At 61.7% G+C, this 19,812-nt stretch carries 20 protein-coding genes; 8 read left to right on the forward strand and 12 right to left on the reverse strand.

Annotated features, from left to right (window positions below; genetic code table 11):
* Positions 1 to 45 precede the first annotated feature (45 nt).
* Complete coding sequence (locus MKS85_RS25750) at positions 46 to 1,383, reverse strand: DEAD/DEAH box helicase (RefSeq protein WP_188252431.1); 1,338 nt, start codon at positions 1,381 to 1,383, stop codon at positions 46 to 48.
* 57 nt (positions 1,384 to 1,440) lie between these two features.
* Positions 1,441 to 2,343, reverse strand: a complete 903-nt coding sequence (gene yedA, locus MKS85_RS25755; protein ID WP_076386438.1) for a drug/metabolite exporter YedA — start codon at positions 2,341 to 2,343, stop codon at positions 1,441 to 1,443.
* 161 nt (positions 2,344 to 2,504) lie between these two features.
* Between yedA and MKS85_RS25760 the strand changes: the two genes are divergently transcribed.
* A complete protein-coding gene (locus MKS85_RS25760) occupies positions 2,505 to 2,957 on the forward strand; it encodes an Lrp/AsnC family transcriptional regulator (RefSeq protein ID WP_047229544.1) in 453 nt (150 codons plus the stop codon).
* Positions 2,958 to 3,080: 123 nt separating this feature from the next.
* Here the strand turns inward: MKS85_RS25760 and MKS85_RS25765 are convergent, their stop codons facing one another.
* From MKS85_RS25765 to MKS85_RS25775, 3 genes are all read right to left on the reverse strand, one after another.
* The gene (locus MKS85_RS25765) at positions 3,081 to 3,692 is read right to left on the reverse strand and encodes a PolC-type DNA polymerase III (RefSeq protein ID WP_139051212.1); all 612 of its coding nucleotides are present in this window, start codon (positions 3,690 to 3,692) and stop codon (positions 3,081 to 3,083) included.
* A 22-nt stretch (positions 3,693 to 3,714) separates the two neighbouring features.
* Positions 3,715 to 4,194, reverse strand: a complete 480-nt coding sequence (locus MKS85_RS25770) for an NYN domain-containing protein (RefSeq protein ID WP_003185707.1) — start codon at positions 4,192 to 4,194, stop codon at positions 3,715 to 3,717.
* Between the two features lie 125 nt (positions 4,195 to 4,319).
* Positions 4,320 to 5,081: a DUF2076 domain-containing protein gene (locus MKS85_RS25775; RefSeq protein ID WP_310663159.1), complete on the reverse strand. Its 762-nt coding sequence runs from the start codon at positions 5,079 to 5,081 to the stop codon at positions 4,320 to 4,322.
* Positions 5,082 to 5,259: 178 nt separating this feature from the next.
* Between MKS85_RS25775 and MKS85_RS25780 the strand changes: the two genes are divergently transcribed.
* Both MKS85_RS25780 and MKS85_RS25785 read left to right on the forward strand, forming a co-directional pair.
* Entirely contained in the window at positions 5,260 to 5,922 is a 663-nt protein-coding gene (locus MKS85_RS25780; protein ID WP_076386444.1) for a hypothetical protein, read from the forward strand.
* Positions 5,923 to 6,013: 91 nt separating this feature from the next.
* On the forward strand, positions 6,014 to 7,093 hold the full coding sequence (locus MKS85_RS25785) for an endonuclease/exonuclease/phosphatase family protein (protein ID WP_139051214.1): 1,080 nt from the start codon (positions 6,014 to 6,016) through the stop codon (positions 7,091 to 7,093).
* 59 nt (positions 7,094 to 7,152) lie between these two features.
* Here the strand turns inward: MKS85_RS25785 and MKS85_RS25790 are convergent, their stop codons facing one another.
* The 3 genes from MKS85_RS25790 to hrpB form a co-directional block, all read right to left on the reverse strand.
* On the reverse strand, positions 7,153 to 8,313 hold the full coding sequence (locus MKS85_RS25790; protein ID WP_047229539.1) for an L-talarate/galactarate dehydratase: 1,161 nt from the start codon (positions 8,311 to 8,313) through the stop codon (positions 7,153 to 7,155).
* Between the two features lie 162 nt (positions 8,314 to 8,475).
* Positions 8,476 to 9,528 (reverse strand): LacI family DNA-binding transcriptional regulator, encoded by a 1,053-nt coding sequence (locus MKS85_RS25795; RefSeq protein ID WP_310663160.1) that lies wholly within the window; start codon positions 9,526 to 9,528, stop codon positions 8,476 to 8,478.
* Positions 9,529 to 9,638: 110 nt separating this feature from the next.
* Positions 9,639 to 12,155: an ATP-dependent helicase HrpB gene (hrpB, locus tag MKS85_RS25800; protein ID WP_047229537.1), complete on the reverse strand. Its 2,517-nt coding sequence runs from the start codon at positions 12,153 to 12,155 to the stop codon at positions 9,639 to 9,641.
* 95 nt (positions 12,156 to 12,250) lie between these two features.
* Between hrpB and MKS85_RS25805 the strand changes: the two genes are divergently transcribed.
* Positions 12,251 to 12,670 (forward strand): hypothetical protein, encoded by a 420-nt coding sequence (locus MKS85_RS25805; protein ID WP_047229536.1) that lies wholly within the window; start codon positions 12,251 to 12,253, stop codon positions 12,668 to 12,670.
* Between the two features lie 28 nt (positions 12,671 to 12,698).
* Positions 12,699 to 13,592 carry a cation diffusion facilitator family transporter gene (locus tag MKS85_RS25810; RefSeq protein WP_047229535.1) on the forward strand — a complete coding sequence of 298 codons (894 nt, stop codon included), beginning with the start codon at positions 12,699 to 12,701 and terminating at the stop codon, positions 13,590 to 13,592.
* Between the two features lie 242 nt (positions 13,593 to 13,834).
* Here MKS85_RS25810 and MKS85_RS25815 read toward each other — a convergent pair whose 3' ends face one another.
* Positions 13,835 to 14,815, reverse strand: a complete 981-nt coding sequence (locus tag MKS85_RS25815; RefSeq protein ID WP_107322980.1) for a DUF6515 family protein — start codon at positions 14,813 to 14,815, stop codon at positions 13,835 to 13,837.
* A 415-nt stretch (positions 14,816 to 15,230) separates the two neighbouring features.
* Between MKS85_RS25815 and MKS85_RS25820 the strand changes: the two genes are divergently transcribed.
* On the forward strand, positions 15,231 to 15,710 hold the full coding sequence (locus MKS85_RS25820; protein ID WP_047229533.1) for an Lrp/AsnC family transcriptional regulator: 480 nt from the start codon (positions 15,231 to 15,233) through the stop codon (positions 15,708 to 15,710).
* Between the two features lie 93 nt (positions 15,711 to 15,803).
* Here MKS85_RS25820 and MKS85_RS25825 read toward each other — a convergent pair whose 3' ends face one another.
* Entirely contained in the window at positions 15,804 to 16,715 is a 912-nt protein-coding gene (locus tag MKS85_RS25825) for a LysR family transcriptional regulator (protein WP_076386452.1), read from the reverse strand.
* A 109-nt stretch (positions 16,716 to 16,824) separates the two neighbouring features.
* Complete coding sequence (locus MKS85_RS25830; RefSeq protein WP_047229531.1) at positions 16,825 to 17,415, reverse strand: NAD(P)H-dependent oxidoreductase; 591 nt, start codon at positions 17,413 to 17,415, stop codon at positions 16,825 to 16,827.
* Between the two features lie 196 nt (positions 17,416 to 17,611).
* On the opposite strand from MKS85_RS25830, the gene MKS85_RS25835 reads away from it, so the two are divergent.
* The gene (locus MKS85_RS25835) at positions 17,612 to 17,926 is read left to right on the forward strand and encodes a putative quinol monooxygenase (protein WP_047229530.1); all 315 of its coding nucleotides are present in this window, start codon (positions 17,612 to 17,614) and stop codon (positions 17,924 to 17,926) included.
* On the opposite strand, the gene MKS85_RS25840 is transcribed toward MKS85_RS25835, so the two are convergent.
* A complete protein-coding gene (locus MKS85_RS25840; protein ID WP_188252433.1) occupies positions 17,916 to 18,680 on the reverse strand; it encodes a sulfite exporter TauE/SafE family protein in 765 nt (254 codons plus the stop codon). The genes MKS85_RS25835 and MKS85_RS25840 overlap by 11 nt on opposite strands.
* Positions 18,681 to 18,897: 217 nt before the next feature.
* Here MKS85_RS25840 and MKS85_RS25845 point away from each other — a divergent pair, with 217 nt between their 5' ends.
* Entirely contained in the window at positions 18,898 to 19,782 is an 885-nt protein-coding gene (locus MKS85_RS25845; protein ID WP_188252434.1) for a LysR substrate-binding domain-containing protein, read from the forward strand.
* Positions 19,783 to 19,812: the final 30 nt, after the last annotated feature.

Genomic DNA, 19,812 nt, shown 5'->3' on the forward strand with positions numbered 1-19,812 from the left:
GAGCGAGCCTGCTCGCGATGGCGGCCTATCAAACGCTGCGGGTCATCAAGGCTTACGCTTGCGCGGCCCGGTATTGAACACCGGCACTTTACGCACAGGCTTGACCGAAGGCTCCACGGGTGAGGCGTCGCCGCTGTCGACCCACTTGCCCAGGTTGCGCTTGCCGCCACCGCCCGAGGCTTTCGGTTTCTTCGGTTTTTTCGGCTTCTTGATGACCTGGCCGCTGGCATCGGTCTCCGGCACCCGGTGTTCTGGCTCGAAGTCCTGTTCCATCTGCCGTGGCAACGTCTGACGGGTCAGGGTTTCGATGGCTGACAGCAGATTCACTTCATCGGCGCAGACCAGGGAAATCGCTTCCCCGGTGGAACCCGCCCGACCAGTACGACCGATACGGTGGATGTAATCCTCAGCGACGATCGGCAAATCGAAATTCACCACCAACGGCAAGTCTTCGATATCCAGCCCGCGAGCGGCGACGTCGGTGGCCACCAGGATCTGGATCTCACTGGCCTTGAAACGGTCCAGCGCGCGCTGGCGGGTGGCCTGGGGTTTATCGCCATGGATGCCGTCGGCATTGACACTCATGCCCTGGAGTTTTTCCACCAGCGCATCGACACCGTTGCGGGTCTTGGCAAATACCAGCACCTGTTTCCACTTGTTCTTGCGCATCAGGTGCACAAACAACTCTGGCTTGCGCTTCTTGTCCACCGTCACCACCCATTGCTTGACGGTGTTGGCGGCCACGTTGCGCGGGCTCACTTCGATGCTCAACGGGTCGTTGAGCATTTGCCCGGCCAGCAAGCGGATCGCGTCGGAGAAGGTTGCCGAGAACAGCAGCGTCTGGCGCTTCTCCGGCAGCGCTTTGTAGATATTCGCCAGTTCCTCGGAGAAGCCCAGGTCGAGCATGCGATCGGCTTCGTCCAGCACCAGGGTCTGCAGCTGATTGAACTTCAGCGCGTTCTGGCGGAACAGGTCGAGCAAGCGTCCCGGCGTGGCAACCAGCAGATCAACCCCTTTGCGCAGCTTCATCATCTGCGGGTTGATGCTGACACCGCCGTACACCGCATAGGTGCTCAACGGCAGGTTTTGCGCGTATTGGCGCACGCTTTCGTGGACCTGCTCGGCCAGTTCACGGGTCGGCACCAGAATCAGCGCCCGTACCGAGTTGGCGCTGACCTTCGGCCCCTCGGTAGTCAGCAACTGCAACAGCGGCACGGCGAAACCGGCGGTCTTGCCGGTGCCGGTCTGGGCCGCGGCCATCAGGTCGCGACCGGCCAACACCGCCGGCATGGCTTGGGCCTGCACCGGGGTTGGGGTCTGGTAGCCGAGCGTCTCGAGGGCGCGCAGCAAGGGTTCGATCAGGCCAAGGGTGGCGAAAGTCATGGAAGTACCGTAGGAAAATCAGCGCAAGGTGTGCAATGCGCGGCAGTTTACCCTAAATCAGGATTCGGCCGGCGCAGGCTTGGGTTTGCGCCACTGGGGCAATCCAATCAACACCACGGCACTGATGATCACCAACATCGCCAGGGCCTCTTCGATCCCGATGGTTTCACCGGCGAACACAATGCCCAGCAACACCGCCACCGCCGGGTTGACGTAGGCATAGCTGGTGGCCGCCGCCGGACGTACGTGCTTGAGCAGGTACATGTAGGCGTTGAAGGCAATGATCGAACCGAAGCAGGTCAGGTAAGCCAGCGCGATCCAGCCTTCCAGCGGCGGCATGCTGTCCAGGTGTTCGCCGCTGGCCACGCTGCCGATCAATAGCACCACACCGCCCACCAGCATTTCCACGGCACTGGCCATCGCCCCCGCCGGCAGCGGCAAGTGCTTGCTCAGCACCGAACCGAAGGCCCAGGACGCCGCCGCGAACAGCAGCAAGGTCGCGCCCAATGGGCTCGATTGCAGGTTGGAACCGAGGTTGAGCATGGCAATGCCGATCAACCCCAGCACAATCCCCGCCCACTCCAGACGGGTATTACGGGCGCCCCAGAAATATCCGCAGAGCAAGGTAAACAACGGCACCGTCGCCACGGCCAGCGCCGCCACCCCGGACGCCACACCCGTGTGTTCAGCGACACTGACCGCGCCATTGCCGAAACTGAGCAACAACACGCCGATGACAGCCCCCGCCTTCCACTGCGCCCAAGTCGGTGCCGGCGCCCCGCGCCAGCGCAGGAAACCGTACATCAGCGAGCCGGCGATCACGAAGCGAATCCCGGCCAGCAGCAGCGGCGGCCAATGCTCCACACCGATGCGAATCACCAGGTAGGTCGACCCCCAGATGACGTACAAGGCAAAAAATGCAGCGATCAATGGCAAGGGGAAACGGCGTGGGCCAGGCATGGTCAGCTCGAAGTCAGGACAATGAAAGACGCTATTCTAGAAAGGCGACAGGCGGAAAATAAGTTACAAAACCTGTTTATCCGAACCGTACACTTTTAAAAACACGGAGATCAGCGTTATAAACCGTACTTTCGAAAGTCAGCCCCTTGGGAGCCCGAACCGTGGATAAATACGACCGCATGCTGCTCAGCGCCCTGTTGGAAAACGGTCGTGCGTCCTATGCCGAACTGGCCCGCAAAGTGAACCTGTCGGCCCCGGCCGTGGCCGAGCGGGTCAGCAAGCTGGAAACCAGCGGCGTGATCACCGGCTACCAGGCGAAAGTCGACATGGCGAAGATCGGCTTGCCGGTGCAGTGCGTCATCGAACTGCGCATGAACCAGCACGGCAACCAGAAGACTTACGATGAACTGTGCAGGATCCCGCAACTGACCGAATGCCACCGGGTGACGGGCGACCCGTGCGTGATCATGCAGGCGGCGGTCGGCTCGATGCCGGAACTGGAAGAGCTGATCAACCGCATCGCCAAGTTCGGTTTCAGCAAGACCTCGATCGTGCTGTCCAGCGCGATTGAAAAGCGGGTGCCGTTGGGGCAGTTGGAAGGCAACGGGAAGTAACACTGATCGAAACTGTGGGAGCGAGCTTGCTCGCGATAGCTTTGGATCAGCCAACATTCATGTTGACTGACACACCGCAATCGCGAGCAAGCTCGCTCCCACAGTTTTTGTTTTGTGGTGTGTTTAGAACCCGCGATGCCGCTTGAGGTGCTCGTTGATCTTCGCCGCCGGCACTTTCTGCAAACTGCACAGCAAATCGTGGGACAACTCCCGCAGCCCGTGCTGTTGCCGCAGTTGCGTCGCCAGGTGCGCGGTGAGGTTGGCGGCCATTTCGGCGTCGGCCATGGCCCGGTGAGCCTGGCCGGTGTGGGGCAGGCCGGCGAAGGTGTTGAGCGTGCCGAGCTTGTGGTTCGGCGCCATCGGCATCAGGCGCCGGGCCAGCAGCAGTGAACAGGCAAAATTCTGCAAGCGGGTGCGTTTGATCCGGCCTAGCTCGAAATCCCAGAACTTCTGGTCGAATGCGGCGTTGTGGGCCAGCAGCGGCGTGATGCCGACGAACTCGTTGACCTCGTTCATCACCTTTTCCGCCGGCGGGGCGCTGCGCAGCATGGCGTTGCTGATGCCGGTCAGTTGCTCGATGAACGCAGGCACGCGCACACCGGCGTTCATCAGGCTCTGATAGCGATCCACAATCCGGCCCTGTTCGAGAATCACCACGGCGATTTCGGTGGCCCGGCAACTGCTGCTCGGCGTGATGCCGGTGGTTTCAAAGTCGATGACTGCGATGCGTTCCAAACCTGTCTGAACTCCGTAAAAATCAATTCTTGAGCAGCAACGCGCCTTCGATCGGCACGTAGCGGCTGGCGGCGCGAATCAGCGAGTTGGCCGTCAGCCCCGGTACGCCATAAGCCACCGCCTGGACCCCGTGTTTGCTGATGATGCGTTCGAGCAGCATGTCGAAATCGCCATCACCGGAGGCCAACACCACTTCGTCAACGTGATCAGCGGCGTCCATGATGTCCAGGGTGATGCCCACATCCCAGTCACCCTTGGCCGAGCCGTCGCTGCGCTGGATGTAAGGCTTGAGCTTCACGACAAACCCCAGGTTGCGCAGGATCTGCTGGAATTGCTGCTGCTTGCTGTCGCCGCGATCGATCGCATACGCGTAGGCCTCGACGATCTGCCCCTGCTTGCTGACATCGGCCCACAAGGCCGCGTAGTTGAAATGGCAACCATAAGCCTGGCGCACGGTGTAGTAGAGGTTCTGGACATCGGCGAACACTGCGATTTTTTTCACCGCGTTTCCTCTTGAATGCACAAGCCGGCAGAGCGGGCCCGAAAAGTTGCCCAGTATGCCAGCCCAGAGGAATGTTCCGCGAATAATCGGTCCGAGGCACCTGGGCGCCCCGGACGAATGGCAGGTCAGACGAAGGAGTCGTCATCGCCGAAGAAGGATGAATCGTCGCTGTAGTCGGCGTCGGCGAAACCGCTCTGGTCGTTGCCATAGGCATCGCTACCAGCGACGTTTGAGTCATTGCCCCAGCCGCTGTCACTGCTTGCCGTGTCGTTGACCGGTTGGGCCGGCTCTGGCTCGATGACCTCGACGACTTCCTGAGGCTGCTGGGCACCGTGGAACAGACTGCTGATGCCCTGGGCCAGCATCACGCCCCCGGCCACGCCAGCCGCGGTTTTCAGCGCGCCGCTCATGAAGCTGCCGGCCCCTGGAGCCTGCTGTTGCGCGGCGCCGTAGTTAGCGGGCGGCGCGGCGTAGTTCTGCTGGGGTGGCGCATTGAAGCCAGGCCGCGCCGGTTCGCGCCAGCCGCCACCGCTGGCGGGCGAAGCGCCTGGAGCGGACGTTGGCCGTGGGTCGCGCGAGCTGCCACCGAAAATACTCGAGAGAAAACCACCACCGCTGGGCGCTGGAGGCTGTTGCCGGGCCTGTTGCAGGTCCGCTTGCAACTGCTCGATCTGCTGGGTCAGTTGCCTGTTCTGCTCGTCGAGGCTTTTGAGCGCCGTCTCTTGCACCAGACTCGCCTGGGTCATGAAATAGCCCGCCGCGGGCTGGCGGGTCATATGTTCCTTGATCCGCGCCTCGGCCTGGACATCGCGCGGGGCTGCATCCTTTTCGGCCTGTTGCAGCCGTGAAAACAGTCCATCGATCAGGGTTTGTTCTTCGCTGTTCATGGCGACCTCATCAGATTGCCGGGTAGAAAAACCATGCCGGCCCTACAGGACCGATGCCAGCCAGTAATGGGGCTGGGCACAGAGGTTTCAATGGTCTTTACCTGATGTTTACGTTTGCTTGTGCAGGCGCCTGATCGGTTAAAGTGTCGGACCGCTTTTTGACCTGCGATACCGACTCATGAATCCGTTTGACGTGCTGCGCGACTCTTTGTATTTCTTCAAACGCCATCTTGGCCGGATCGCCCAGCTGTGCCTGCCGCTGGTGATCCTCGAGGCCGTGCTGCAACAAGGCGTGGACAGCGCCGTGGGCCCCGAAGGTTTTTCCGGCTACAGCCTGATCGTCGGGCTGCTGATATACCCGCTCTACACCGCCGCGCTGATTCTGTTTCTCGACGCTCGCAGTCGCGGTGAATCGCCCCGTCCCCGTGACCTTCTCGCCACGGCCCTGACCCTGTGGCCACGCTTTGCCCTGCTGACCGCACTCAATACGTTGCTGATTCTGGTGGGCATTTCGTTGTACTTCCTGCCGGGCCTTTGGCTGATGGTGGTCCTGGCCTTTGGCGAATACCTGCTGGTGCTGCGCGGCCTGACTCCGCTGGCAGCAATGAAGGAAAGCCTGCGCCTGAGCCGCGGCAGTTTCTGGCGCATCCTGTTGTGCATTCTTTGCGTGATGGTCCCGCTCTGGCTGCTCAAGGGCGCCAGCCTGTCGGTGTACCCGCCGCCCCAGAACCCGTTGATCACCTTGCTGATCGACAGCGTTCACAGTTTCCTGCAGCTGTTCACCACCGTGGTGCTGTTCCGGATGTTCATGCTGGTCGCGGAAAAACCTGACAGCCGTTGACGACTGCTGCGCAGGTTACGGGCTTGGGCTCGGCGACTGCTCTCGGTTATGCTCGGGATCACTTTTGCGTATTGCCCATTTAAGTCGAGCCATGACCCGTCTATTGCGCTACACCTTGCTGGGCCTGTTGTTGATTCTCAGCCTGGCCGCCCTGTCGATCTATAGCCTGACCTGGCGCCCACAATCCCGGGAAGCACTGCCGGTCAGTTGCCCCGCCAACACCGCAACGCTCGTGCCTGGCCAGGCCTTGAAGGTGATGACCTGGAACGTCCAGTTCCTGGCCGGCAAGCGCTACGTGTTCTGGCACGACCTGGCCCAGGGTGACGATGAAAGCCCGACCCTCGAAGACATGGCCTTCAGCCTCGACGAAGTGGCAAGGGTCATTCGCGACGAGCAACCGGACGTCGTGTTGCTCCAGGAACTGGACGACGGCGCCAAGGCCAGCGACTACCAGAACCAGCTCAAGTTGTTGCAGGAACGATTGACCGACCTGTATCCGTGCAGCACCAGCGCCTTTGACTGGAAAGCCGATTTCATCCCCGACCCGCATATCTTCGGCAGCGTCGGCCGGCAGTTGGCGACGTTGAGCCGTTACCGCATCGATCAAGCGGAACGGGTGCAGTTGCCGGTGGCCGGGGCCAATTTCATCAGCCGTCAGTTCCAGCCGAAAAACGCTTTGTTGGTCAGTCACCTGCCGCTGAGCAGTGGTGGCCACCTGGTCGTGCTCAACACCCACCTGGAACGGGCCACGCAGCCGGATGAAACCCTGCCGAACCAGGTCAAGGCCGTGAGCAAGGTACTGGACAAACTTGAATCGCGAGGCAAACCCTGGCTGATCGGTGGCGACTTCAATCTGCTACCCCTGGGCCAATACCGGCGCCTGCCAGCCGCGCAGCGCACGCCCTACTCCGCCGACAGCCCTCTGCACCTGCTGTGGGACAAATACCCGATGATCCCCACCAACAACGAAGCCAGCGGCATCGATCGCAGCCACTGGCTGACCCACTACCCGAACGACCCCGGCCTCAACGGCCCTGACCGCACTGTCGACTACCTGTTCTACAGCCCTCGGATCAAGCGGGTCGAGGCTCGGGTGCGGCAAGACGATACCTTGCGTATCTCCGATCATTTGCCGGTGATTGCCCGATTCCTGTTGCCGGCCACGCCGTGATGCCAAGCCACATTCGCCGTCAGACGAGTGTGGCGCTGGTCCGAATCACCCACGCTTGATCAGGGACGAGTACCTGTCTCGGCTTCCTGAACCGTCCAGGGTTTGACTTGTTCGCTCAGCGTCAGTCCCAAACCGGGGCGAGTGGGCACCAACATCCGACCGTCGCGGGTTTCCAGACGCTCGTTGAACAGCGGCTCAAGCCATTCGAAATGCTCGACCCAGGGCTCGGTCGGATAAGCGGCTGCCAGGTGAACGTGCAGTTCCATGGCGAAATGGGGAGCCAGCATCAGGCCCGCCTGCTCGGCCATTGATGCGACCTTCAGGTAAGGGGTGATGCCGCCTACTCGTGGCGCGTCGGGCATCAGGAAATCAGCGCCGCGCTGCTTGATGAACTCGGCATGTTCAGCAACGCTGGTGAGCATTTCACCCGTGGCAATCGGTGTATCGAACTGCTGCGCCAACGCGGCATGGCCTTCAGCGTCATAGCAGTCCAGCGGCTCTTCAATCCAGATCAGGTTGTACGCTTCAAATTGCCGACACATGCGCTGGGCCGTCGGGCGATCCCATTGCTGGTTGGCATCCACCATCAACGGGAAGTTGTCACCCAAGTGCTTGCGCACCGCACTGACCCGTTCAATGTCGATGGCGCAATCCGGTTGCCCGACCTTCAACTTGATGCCGCCAATTCCCTTTTCTCGCGAGAGGTCAGTGTTCTTCATCAACTGATCAAGCGGGGTGTGAAGGAAGCCACCGGAAGTGTTGTAGCAACGCACCGAGTCACGTTGAGCACCGAGCAAGCGCGCCAGCGACAGGTTGGCGCGCTTGGCCTTCAGATCCCACAACGCCACGTCGAACGCCCCGATGGCCTGGGTCGACATACCGCTGCGGCCCACCGACGCGCCAGCCCAGCACAGCTTGGTCCAGAGTTTGGCAATGTCACTGGGGTTTTCCCCGATCAGCGCCGGGGCGATTTCCTTGGCATGAGCGAATTGTCCCGGCCCCCCGGCCCGCTTGGAGTAACTGAAACCCAGGCCTTGATGCCCATCGACGGTCTCGATTTCGGCAAACAGGATGGCGATTTCAGTCATCGGTTTTTGCCGTCCGGTAAGGACCTTGGCATCACTGATGGGATTGGCCAGCGGCAGGATGACCGAAGCGACACGAACCCAGGCGATTCGGTCGTCATCGGAGGACTTGAGCGATTGTTCTTGTACGTGCATAGGGCTCTCCTTGGACAGGCTCTGAAGGTGACAATGATTGCGCAATCATCAAGAGACATAAAAAAGACCTTCGTCGATGCTTCAGAAGGTCTCTTGCCTCGATACTACACTGATTGCGCAATCATTCAATCCCGTAAATCCCCGGAAAATCGACTGCCAGGCTCAGGTACTGGCGCGGTCGATGAACGTGAAGCCGGTGTCAATTCGCACGGGTTTGAGATGGGCGCCGGGATTGTCGAATCGTTCAAGCAGTGCTTCAGCCACTTGCAGGCCAATCCTGCCGCCGTCGACGCTGACGGTCGACAGCGCCGGGTAAACCTGCGCCGCGCTGCTGAGATTCCCGAAGCCCATGACGGCCAAGTCAGCGGGCACCTTCAAGCCAAGGCTGGCGGCTTGCGCCAACACACCTTGAGCCACGGTATCGGAGCTGCACACCACGATGTCGGGGCGCACCGGCAGATCCAGCAGCCGCCGCAGCCCCTCGCGCCCCACCTCCAGCGTGGCGGGGGGCGCCAGGACTTCCATCGGCACCTCCTCAATGCCCTGGCGCTGCAGCTCGGCGATAAGACTGTTGCAGCGACGCAGGCCACGCGGGTCGCTGATGGTCACCACGGAAAAGCGCTGGTAACCCTTTTCAAGCAAATGTCGCGCGGTCTCTTGCCCGACTTTTTCATGGGAGAAGCCAACCAGCATGTCCAAAGGGTCTTCACTCAGATCCCAGGCCTCGACCACGGGAATTCCCGCCTGGGCGAGTCGCAAGCGGCTTGATTCGGTATGAAGCGTACCGGTCAATACGATGCCGTCCGGACGACGACCGAGTACGGCTTCAAGCAGTTTTTCTTCCTGCTCCGCGCTGTAGCCGGTCAGACCGAGCAGGGTTTGATAGCCCGCTTGGGTCAGGCGGTCCATCAGCGATTGCACGGTGTCTGCAAAAATGGAGTTAGCGATGGTTGGAAGGAAAATCGCCACCAGACGACTTTTGTTGCTCGCCAGGCTACCCGCCAGCATGTTCGGCACATAGCCCGATTGGCGCACCGCTTCGCGGACCTTCTCCCGCGTGTTCTCGCTCACCAGCTCCGGGCGATGCAAAGCCCTGGAAACGGTCATTGGCGAGACGCCTGCAATCTTTGCCACATCGATCAACGTCAGGCTCGAACCCCTGGTGGCCAAGGTCATCGGTGCCTGGGAGGTGGGCGCTGCTGGTTTCTTTGCCATGAACTGTTCCGAATCTGAAGCCAAGTAACCGAGACTGCGTATAAAGCAGTTGATGGGCCGGTGAATCTACCATTTGCGCCGCCGTGCTGGCGGGCCAAACCGGCGCTTTATCACTTACGGGGTTTGATCCGGGCCGTGGCTTCGGCCACTAGCGGATCGTCCGGCCAGTAATGCTTGGGATAACGTCCCTTGAGGTCTTTCTTCACTTCGGCATAGGTGCTGCGCCAGAAATTCGCCAGATCCTGGGTCACCTGCACCGGTCGCCGCGCCGGTGACAACAGGTGCAGTTTGACGACCTGTCGGCCGCCGGCAATGCGTGGGGTGTCGGCCAGGCCGAACAGTTCCTGCAAGCGTACCGCGAGAATCGGCGGGTGTTCGCTGTAGTCCAGGCGAATCGACGAGCCCGAGGGCACGCTCAGATGATGGGGTGCCCATTCATCCAGCCGTTGCGGCAAGGGCCAGGGCAGCAGGTTGTGGACAATACTCGACAGGTCCAGGTTGGCGAAATGGCTGAGACGTGACACGCGTCCCAGGTACGGCATCAACCATTGCTCAAGCGTGTTCAGTAGCGCTCCGTCGCTGACATCTGGCCAATCACTCTCGCTCTTGGCCTCCAGGTCGAGCCGGCGCAACAGTGCCACCCGCGCCTGCCATTGCCGCAGCTCCGGCGTCCAGGGCAGCAACTCCAGTCCCTTGCGCCGTACCAGGTTCACCAGCGCCTGGCTGCGCGCCGACTCATCCAGGCCGGTCAGTGGCTCACGGCTGAGCACCAGTTCGCCGACCTTGCGCTGGCGCTCGGCCCGCAGCACGCCTTCACGCTCGTCCCAATCCAGTTGATCCACCGTGCGCACCTGTTCGGCCAACACCGAATCAAACAGCGCCGGCTCGAAATCCGTCGCCAGGTAGATTCGCTCTTCCCGCTGCCCCTGTCGGCTGCCCAGGTCGGCGATCACCAGCCACGGCTGTTTCATCAGGCTGTCCGCTTCGGCAAACAACGCTGCACGGCCGTTGGCCAGGCGATACTCCGCCCCGCCGGGCCGCCGCTGTTGAGCGACGCGATCCGGGTAGGCCAACGCCAGTAAAGCGCCCAGCCAGCGCGGATGTTCGGGGTCGGCGACGGCGTCTTCGGCTTTGCCCCGCAGGTAACCGCGATATTGCCGGGCCAGTTGCCGCGCCCGCTGTACCCCGCCCTGGGCGCCACGGGCCGCCCGCTCTTCACCGGACAGCAACGCCAGGCGCGTGTGCAGGTCCGCCCCGGCGCCACGCAGAATGTCTCGCTCACCCAACAGCGCCGCGACGTTGCACGCCATGTCCGCCAGCCCCAGCGACTGCCCGCGCAGCAACAAATGCGCGATGCGCGGGTGAGCCGGCAGTTCGGCCATGGCTTGGCCATGACGGGTCAGTTGCTCGCCGTCCAGCGCGCCCAGGCGTTGCAGCAGCTCCTGCGCCTGGGCATAAGCGGCGGTGGGCGGGATGTCGAGCCAGACCAATTGCTGCGGCGTCACGCCCCAACGCCCCAATTGCAGAGCCAGCCCGGCCAGGTCCGCCGAAAGAATCTCTGCGCTGCCATAAGCGGCCAGTTGTTCGTGCTGGTCTTCGGACCACAACCGATAGCACACCCCCGGCTCCAGACGCCCGGCCCGCCCGGCCCGCTGAGTGGCGCTGGCCCGGGAAATCCGCTGGGTGTCGAGGCGGGTCATGCCGCTGCCCGGATCGAAACGTGGCACTCGCGCCAATCCGGCATCGATCACCACCCGCACGCCATTGATGGTCAGGCTGGTTTCGGCGATGTTGGTGGCCAGCACCACTTTGCGCTGGCCGGGCGGCGCCGGGTCGATGGCCGCGCGTTGGGCGGCGAGGTCCAGCTCGCCATGCAATGGACAGAGCAGCACATTACCGCCTTCACCCAAGGCATCGGCCAGTTGCTGATGAACCCGGCGGATCTCCGCTTGCCCAGGCAAGAACACCAGCACGCTGCCGGTTTCATCGTGCAGGGCTTCGAGCACGGTCTGCACCAGGCGCGGCTCGATGAACTCGCCGGGCTGGAACGGCCGGCCCCAGCGCACCGTCACCGGGAACATGCGCCCCTCACTGCGCAGGATCGGCGCGTCGTCCAACAACCCGGCCAGACGCTCGCCTTCCAGCGTCGCGGACATCAGCAGGATTTTCAGCGGCTGGTCGTCGCGAAACAGCTCGCGGCCATTGAGACTCAAGGCCAGGGCCAGGTCGGCGTCGAGACTGCGTTCGTGGAACTCATCAAAAATCAGCAGCCCCACACCCTCCAGCGCCGGGTCGTCCTGCAAGCGCCTGGTGAGGATGCCTTCGGTGACCACTTCAATGCGGGTCTTGGGGCCCACCTTGCTGTCGAGACGAATTCGGTAGCCGACGGTTTCACCGACCTTTTCCCCCAGCTCGCTGGCCAGTCGCTCGGCCGCCGCCCGTGCCGCCAGGCGCCGGGGCTCAAGCATCAGAATCGTCTGCCCGGCCAACCAGGACTCATTCAACAGGGCCAAGGGGACGCGGGTGGTTTTACCAGCGCCGGGCGGCGCTTCGAGCACGGCTTCGTGACGCGACGCCAAGGCTTGACGCAGGGCAGGTAAAACTTCATCAATCGGCAAAGAAATCATGCTGGCTCCAAAACAGAGGGCCGAGTATAACGGCGAACTGTTTAGCGTGGTCTGGACTCCAACCAGCAACGCCTTTACCTGCTCAGGAGATTGCTATGCGTATTCCCTTTCGCGTGATCGGCGGCGTTCTGGTCGCCTCCCTGCTGACCCAGATCAGCGCCTGCGGCTCGATCTTCTACCCCGACCGTCGCGGCCAGATCGATGGCAAGATCGACCCGGCGATTGCCGCGCTGGACGCCGTCGGCCTGCTGTTCTACATCATCCCCGGCCTGATCGCGTTCGCCGTGGACTTCGCCACCGGGGCGATTTATTTCGAGCCCGGCAGAAGCGTCCAGATCGAGCCAGAAAAGCTCAAGCCGGCGATCAACGCCGACGGCAGCGTCAACAACCAAAAGCTGCAAGCGATTTTGGAGAGCGAACTGGGCCGCAGTTTCCCCCTGGACGACCCACGTTTGATCCAAAGCAAGGGCAACGCCCAGCAACTGGCCGCCCTCGGGCTTAAACCGGCCGCGTGATGGGCGCTATTGAAGGAACGACCGCGCCATGACCACCAGCACCGAACATGCCCGTCTGCTGCGTCTGGCCACCCGTGCTTCGGTGGCCGTGGCGCTTATTCTGGTCATTGCCAAGGCACTGGCCTGGTGGCTGAGCGGCTCGGTGAGCATGCTCGCCGGCCTGACCGACTCGGCGCTGGACGGCGTCACGTCGCTGCTCAACCTGCTGGCGGTGCATTACGCATTGCGCCCCGCCGACGAGGACCATCGTTACGGCCACGGCAAAGCCGAGTCCCTGGCCGGCATGGCCCAGGCATTGTTCATCGGCGGCAGTGCGGTGTTGATTGCGCTACAGGCGTTTGAGCGTCTGAAAAACCCGGTCCCGGTGGAAGCGGCCTGGCTCAGTGTCGGCGTGATCGTATTCTCCCTGGGGCTGACCCTGGCCTTGTTGGCGCTGCAACATCGGGTCGTCCGCGCCACCGGCTCCAACGCCGTACGCGCCGACTCGCTGCACTATCGCTCGGATCTGTTGCTCAACGGCAGCATCCTGGTCGCCCTGGTGCTGGCCGGGTTGGGCTGGCATCAACTCGATGCCTGGTTCGGCCTGGGCATCGCCGTCTACATCCTGTGGAGCGCGATCCAGATCGCCCGGGAAAGCTTCGCGGTATTGATGGATGAGGAACTGCCGCCCGACGTCAGCCAGCGCATGCTGGAACTGGCCTGCGCGGTGCCCGGGGTACTGGGTGCCCACGATCTGCGCACGCGGATCTCAGGTAACCATTGGTTCGTGCAACTGCATCTGGAACTGCCGGGAGAACTGACCCTGTCCGTAGCCCACGGCATCAGCGACCAGGCCGCCGATGCCATACACCGCGCCTATCCGAAGGCGGAAGTGTTGGTGCATGCCGATCCGTCGGAAGTGGTGAAGCGCACCAGCGCCTGACGCCGAACACAGAACCCCGTGGCGAGGGAGCTTGCTCCCGCTGGCCTGCGCAGCAGGCCCAAGATTTTACGGTCGCTGCGCAACCGAGCGGGAGCAAGCTCCCTCGCCACAGGGGAGTGTTTTTCTTTCGAGTGATCAGTACGTCACCTGATACCCACGACTGCTCAAGCAACTCCCCTGGGCTTGGCGATAGGTCTGCACCACTTGCGGCGCGGGTGGGTNAGTGTTTTTCTTTCGAGTGATCAGTACGTCACCTGATACCCACGACTGCTCAAGCAACTCCCCTGGGCTTGGCGATAGGTCTGCACCACTTGCGGCGCGGGTGGGTAGGTGTAGTTGCGCGGATCGAAACCGCTCTGCTGCACCGCCCAGCGATAGCATTCGTAGCCATCCTGATTGACCTGCTCGGGAGACTGGCCGTTGGCTGGATAAGCCACCACATCGTAGCTGTTGCCTTGGGGCTGGGGCTGCGGGTTGCTCACCGGCGCGTCAACGACGACGTAGTCCCGGGTGTTGGCTTCGTAGATGTAATAGGCACCGGCGGCGAGGAAAAACAGCGAACCGCCGATCCAGACTTCCCGGGCATAATCGGGCAGATAACGGGTACGGATTCCCCGCGGCGGCTCAACCACGATATAGCGCGGCCCTTGGGGGCGATACCAGTAACCGCCCGAATAAAAATAGTCATGGCCACGGTAAGGCACGCGGTAGTGACGATCCGGAAAACGATCGATTACATACCCAGGACGATATTGCGGGCCCGGCCCCCAGCCGTTGCCATGACCGTCCGGCCGACCGGACCAGTGCTGATCAGGGCGAGGGTCATGGCTGGGGCGTGGCCCACCGCTCGGATAGCCATCACTGCGGCGCGGAATATCGCGGTAGTAACCCGGCCTCGGCTCCTGGGTCTGGGTCACGCTGTCGGGGCGGCCCTGGATCGGCAGGCTGTTACCCGGTGGCTGCGGCGGACGACCATTGGGGTCTTGCGGCGGGCGGTTGTAGGGCTGGCCGCCTTGAGCGTGAGGCTGGACCTCAAACTGGCGGCTGTTGTCGCCGCGAATGATTTCGTTGCTCTGTGGCCGGGGTTGGCCTGAATAACCCTGGCCATTGCCACCTCTCCCGTCCGGGCCGCCACGATTTTGCTGATCGTCGGCCACTCCCTGCGCACTGACACTTGCCCACAACAGACCAACACCTGCCAAACGCCAGATGCGCGACTTCATGAAATTCCTCACAACGGTTCAGGGCCTGATGAATGAGACTGGAAAAGCCTAGGCCGGTTCTGCGACAGATTATCAGCCGCCGCCATTATTTCGCAGGCATAAAAAAGGGAGGCCCGTCGGCCTCCCCTTGAGAACTTCGTCCGTGCGCGACGCTTTTGACGTCGGCTCACCTCACGCCGTCTTCTGGACAGTGTGCAGCTCGGGGGTCTGCCAGACACCGGTGGGTGCTGCGACCGCGGCCGGCCGGATTGGGCGGGCCGCACTGGACTGTTTGTCCGAGCAGTGATCTTGGTGATAAGAATAGGCTCGGAGTACCGACGAATGATTGCGAAGATTGCGTAAATAAACATCACTTGCGCAATTTTTTACCCGCGATAGATAATATCCAGCAATTATCCAGACAAAGGCCCGACCAATGAGCAAACTCGACCGTTACGACCTGAGCATTCTGGCGGAATTGCAGCGCGACGCGCGCATCTCCAATCAGGAGCTGGCCGAACGCATCGGCCTGTCGCCGTCCCCCTGCTCGCGGCGGGTCAAGCAACTGGAAGACGACGGCTACATTACCCGTCAGGTCGCCCTGCTCGACCGCAAAATGCTCGGCCTGAGCCTGACGGCCTACGTGCTCATCGGCATGGACCGCCACACCCCTGAACGTTTCGAGAACTTCGAAGCCGCCATCCGCAATTTGCCCCAGGTGTTGGAATGCAGCCTGGTGACCGGCATGGATGCGGATTACCAGCTCAAGGTCGTGGTGCCGGACATGGACCATTATCAGAAACTGCTGCTGGGGCACCTGACCCGGATTGACGGGGTCACCAGTGTGCGGTCCAGCTTCGTGTTGAACCAGGTGCTCAACAGCACCGAACTGCCGCTGACTCATCTGCGCGGCTGACGACAAACGAGCGCCGCTTCACAGCCGCTCACCGACGTACGCGCGCATCGGCCAGCCCCCGAACCCAAACCACACTCGCCTTGAAGCCACGAATCAGCCTTTGAATTCCCGCGAGGCGTATTCGGCGAGCTTGCCCTGGATGAAGTCCAGAAAGCACTGGATCCTCAGAGCCAGTTGGGAGTTGCGGTAATACACCGCGTTGATCGGTTGGCGATATCCGCTGTTGGCATCGGCCAGCAGCACCTTGAGCTGGCCGGCACGGATGTCTTCACGGGTCATGAAGTCCGACAGGCACGCTATGCCCTGCCCTTGCAGCGCCAAGTGACGCACGGTTTCGCCACTGGACGCGCTGATGGCAGGCTGGATCGGCCAACGATCACCGTGCTCGTGGCGCAGCGGCCACTGATTGAGGCCCTCATTCTGGGCAAACCCCAACAGTGCATGCCGGGCCAGTTCGGCGACAGTGGCAGGTGTACCGTGCTGCTTCAGATAGGCCGGGCTGGCCAGGATATGCAGCGGACTGCACCCCAGGGATCGGGCATGTAGCGTCGAGTCGCTGAGGGTGCCGATGCGGATCGCTATGTCGGTACTTTGCTCGAGCAAATCGATGATCAGGTCGTTGCTGTTGAGTTCGAGCTGGATATCCGGGTAGAGCCCGCGGAACTCTTCGATATGCGGCACAATAGCGTGCAACATGAAAGGCGAAGCCGCATTGATCCGCAACCGCCCCGCCGGGTTTTTCTGGCGAGACGACAGACGCTCCTCCAGCTCATCCATCTGGTCGAGAATGCCCTTGGCCTGCTCGAAGAAATACTTGCCCTCTTCGGTCAGGTCCATGCGCCGCGTGGTGCGGTTGATCAGCGTGGTATCGAGCTTGGCTTCCAGGCGCGACAAGGTGCGACTGACCGCAGACGGCGTCTGCCCGACCTGCTCGGCGGCGGCGGATATCGAACCGCACTCGATCACGCAGACGAAAATCTGTAATTCGTCGGATCTGGCTTTCACGTATCCCCCTGTCGACTGCGCTCTCTTGTGGCGAGGGAATCTATCCCCGCCGGGCCGCAAAGCGGACCCGAGCCCCAGGATAGTATCGGGATACGTGACAAAAGAAAGGTCACGCCTTCAGGCCGAACACCTCAATCAAGTGCTGCTCATAACGCGCCACATCGGCCTCGATATTCGGGCGTTTCATCACGTCCACAGACAGGAAGGTTGGCAATCCGCTCATGCCCAGGAACTGGTTGGCCTTGTGGAACGGAAAGTACACAGCGTCCACACCCTTGGCTTCAAAGAAGTCGGTCGGGTCATCGAAGGCTTGCTGCGGGGCGTTCCAGGTCAGCGACAACATGTATTGCTTGCCCTGTAACAAACCACCGCTGCCGTATTTCTGCGAAGCATCGGAGCGGGTGCGGCCGTCGCTGGCGTAGAGGCTGCCATGGCCTTCGGTGAAGACCTCATCGACGTATTTCTTGACGGTCCACGGCGCGCCCATCCACCAGCCTGGCATCTGGTAAATGATCACGTCGGCCCAGAGGAATTTGGCAACTTCTTCCTTGATGTCGTAACCACCGTCGATGAACGTGGTTTTCACATCGAACCCGCCACGGTCCAACACGCTGACCGCCGCATCATGGAGGGTGGCGTTATAGCGACCGTCGGAGTGAGCGAATTGTTTACCACCGTTGAGCAGCAGGACTTTTTTCATGGAGAGCCTCATCGGATTCCAGGGGACACGGTTGAACGGTCACCCAATGGAAAGATTGAAAATGATGGCGGCAGAGTACCGATGAGCTTGCGGCGGAGTAAGCGCTGCAACGGCAAAACTGATTTGACCTATACGCACGAATAGGCAGCCAATTCTTGCCGTAGCATTCGCATACTTTTATTCAGGAGCCACTCCAATGAGCGAATTGCACGGTTTCATTTTGCACGCCAAGACCCGTCCGGAAAAAGCCGAAGCCTTCGAAACGCTGTTTCGTGCCTACGTGGAGCCGAGCCGTGCCGAACCCGGTTGCATCGAGTATCACATGCTGCGAGACCGGCAAGACCCGACCCTGTTTATCTTCTATGAGATCTGGCAATCCCAGGCTCATCTGGACGTGCATTCGAACCTGCCGCACATGAAGCAGTTTTTCGAACAGCGCATGGAGTACCTGGAGCGCGATTTCGAGATCCGCCGCGTCGACATGCTCAGCCCGTCCTCGGCTAGCCGCTGATCAGCAAATGGCCGCCGAGCACAGCGAGGCCAATGAAAAACACCCGCCTGAACAGCACGGCGCTGATGCGCTGACGCAGCCATTGCCCCAGCCACATCCCCAGCAGCGCCGGCGCCAGGGCCAGCACCGAAGCACTTAATTCGCCACCGCCCAAGGCGCCGCGCCACAGCAGGCAGGCCGCCAGGGCCAGTGTCGAAACCGTGAATGACAACCCCAACGCCTGCACCAGTTCGTCCTTGCTCAAGCCCAACGCTTGCAGGTACGGCACCGCCGGGATGACGAACACACCCGTCGCACAAGTGATGAGGCCAGTGAGCAGACCGCAGAACGGTGCGAGCCACGGCTCAACACTGGCAGCGACCCGCAATGTCGGCAGCAACAGCCCGCTCAGCGCGTACAGCAACAACGCGCCACCCAATGCTCGAACCGCCCAAGGTCCACCCACCGTATCGAACCACAACGTGCCCAGAGCGGTGCCGATGCAAATCGCCAGCAACAGTGGCCACAAGCGCCAGATCAGGGTTTGCAGATGACCGCCAAAGGTCAGTTGCCAGATATTGGTCAGCGTGGCCGGGATGACGAGCAACGCCGCAGCCTGTGTCGGAGCCATAGCCAGGCCGAGCAGGCCCATGGAAATGGTCGGCAGGCCGAGGCCGATCACACCCTTGATGGTGCCGGCCAGCAGGAAAGTGCCTATGACCAGCAAAGAAAGGGCAGGGCCAAGATTTTGATAGAAAGCCATGAGTGTGTTCATGGGGCTATCGTGGGCCCTGGCGGTCGGGTTTTAAATCTGCCATATACTGAGACAGCCTCTGGCCGAGCAAGAGGCTGAAGAATTTGCTGAGGCTGTAGACGCCATCGCGAGCAGGCTCGCTCCCACCTTGGATCCTGCATTGTTCTCGTGGGAGCGAGCCTGCTCGCGATGACAATGTTCCAGACACCCCAGAACCCGGCACAGGATCACATCCCCCATGCACTTCGACCTCACCGACCTGCGCCTCTACCTGCACATCCTCGACACCGGCAACATCACCGCCGGCGCTGCCCGCAGCCATCTCTCCCTGGCAGCGGCCAGTGCCCGAGTCCGGGCCATGGAGGCCTCCCTGGGGATCGAATTGCTCGAACGCGGGCGGCGCGGTGTAACACCCACATCGGCCGGCCAGGCGCTGGCGCAACATGCCCGGGTGTTGCTGCAACATGCCGAACACCTGCAACAGGACCTGGGCGAATACGCCCGAGGCGTCAAAGGGCGGGTGCGGTTGTTGTGCAACACCAGCGCCATGACCGAATACCTGCCGGAATTGCTGGCCGACTTTCTCAAGGCCCATTCCAACCTCGACATCGATCTGCAGGAATTGCCCAGCTCACGGATCACCCATGCACTGCGTCAGGGCGCGTCGGACCTGGGTATCATCTCCGACGCGGTGGACACCGCCGGCCTTGAAACCCGACCCTTTCGCGATGATCCGCTGGTATTGATCCTGCCCTCGGAACATCCCCTGGCTGATGGTCGCCTGCTGAGTTTCAATGAGACCCTCGGCCATGATTATGTAGGCCTGAACGCTTCTAGTGCGCTGGCGATCTACCTCGAAGAACAGGCGCTGCACACTGGACGACGCATGCACATTCGCATTCGCGCCGACGGTTTTGATGGCGTGATTCGCATGGTCGCTCATGGTGCGGGCATTGCCATCGTGCCAAAGGCCGCGATCGCGCGGCGCCCGCCCGAACCTTCCTGGCGATGGGTCTCGCTGCAAGAGGCCTGGGCTCAACGCTCACTGCGGCTGTGCGCCCGCCGCTTCGACAACTTGCCCGCCTACGCCAAAGCCCTTGCCACGCACCTGACCGCTCGCTGATGCGCGCTTCTGGATAGGCCGGTGTCGAGC

It is taken from the genome of Pseudomonas sp. JL2 (genome assembly GCF_031570495.1).
Classification (GTDB): Bacteria; Pseudomonadota; Gammaproteobacteria; order Pseudomonadales; family Pseudomonadaceae; genus Aquipseudomonas; species Aquipseudomonas rhizophila.